This window comes from Neobacillus drentensis (assembly GCF_036962765.1).
Lineage (GTDB): Bacteria > Bacillota > Bacilli > Bacillales > Cytobacillaceae > Neobacillus > Neobacillus drentensis_C.
This window is the reverse complement of sequence record NZ_JBALOS010000067.1, coordinates 1-1,261: the sequence shown is the minus strand read 5'-3', so window position 1 is coordinate 1,261 and position 1,261 is coordinate 1. Positions and strand designations below refer to the sequence as shown.

1 protein-coding gene is annotated in these 1,261 nt (G+C 38.9%); it reads right to left on the bottom strand.

Translation table 11 applies throughout. The features are described from left to right. Positions 1-124: 124 nt before the first annotated feature. Positions 125-1,222 (bottom strand): molybdopterin-dependent oxidoreductase, encoded by a 1,098-nt coding sequence (locus tag V7137_RS10290; protein ID WP_335697997.1) that lies wholly within the window; start codon positions 1,220-1,222, stop codon positions 125-127. Positions 1,223-1,261 lie beyond the last annotated feature (39 nt).

The following is a 1,261-nucleotide window of genomic DNA, read 5'->3' as shown; positions in this document are numbered from 1 at the left end:
CCAAATTTCGCAGCGGATAATTAAAATAAACCTTTATCCCACCTCTTTACTATCAGTGAGTTGGAGAGAAGACTTAAATAAGTAAAAGCCGTAATTCCAAAAAGACCTTGTATTTTTTACTTGCTCAAAATGTTGCCTCAGCAGGATAGCCTCGTTGTTCCCAGTATCCTTGAATACGAGTGGATGCAAATTCAACACGATTTACCCATTTGATAGATTTGTACCCATACATTTTTGGCACCACCAATCGAAGCGGAAAACCTTGTTCGACGCGTAGCGGCTGATTGTCCATCTTATAAGCTAGAAGAACATCGGATTCCATCGCTTCTTTAAGGGATAAACTTTCTGTATAGACCCCATCAGCAGAATAGAAGGTGATGAATGAAGCTTCTGAAGTGGGTTTTACCAATGAAACAAGCTCGCGGATGTGAATTCCTTCCCATTCCACATCCGTTACCGTCCATCCCGTAACGCATTGGAAATTTTTGATCTGTTTTGTAACAGGTAAAGACGTCAATTGATCCAAGGTAATGGATTTTTTAGTAGTTACTAGACCGTCAATTTTCAACTGGTACTTTTTGAGCGAGACCTTTGGATAGTTGTCTGTCACAGTAAAATATTTCGGAAACACATGTATCCCCGGTCTCGAATCTGTTGATACTTTCTCGCGTGTAGTGAAAAGCTTCGAGAAAGGAGTCATTGAAATTGCACCAATCACTAATCCTGAAACTCCCCATCGCAGAAATTGTCTGCGTTCTGAATCCATTTTTTTCGTCAAGTGTGTTTGGGGATATAGTGTTCCGGTTGCTTTGAAGAAACCATGGAAGATAAACCAAATTCCTAAAAGATAAGACAAATTCCCATGCCAAGCGAAGGCAGCCTCTCTTATGCTTGCGGGAAACCAATTGACCTTCCACAAAGAAAATCCAGTTAAAACGATTGCTGTACCAAAAAATATTGGCATAAACCAATCGACTTTTCGTATGCGGTTCACCTTTGGCAACTTCTTCACAATAGGAGATAATAACGACAGAAAAAAAACGATTCCAAAGAAAATATGAGCATCATAAAGGAAGAATAGATACCGTATCAGCCTTACATGAAAAAATGGGATATAAAGAGCAAGTCCTGTTACCATGAGAACTAAAAAGGATACAATGGAATAATGGTGTAGCCATACATAATATTTCGTCCATTTCCCATGAGGAAACCATTTCTTCATTTTTCCCCCTCACAATCATTATATTTTGTTGAATTATAG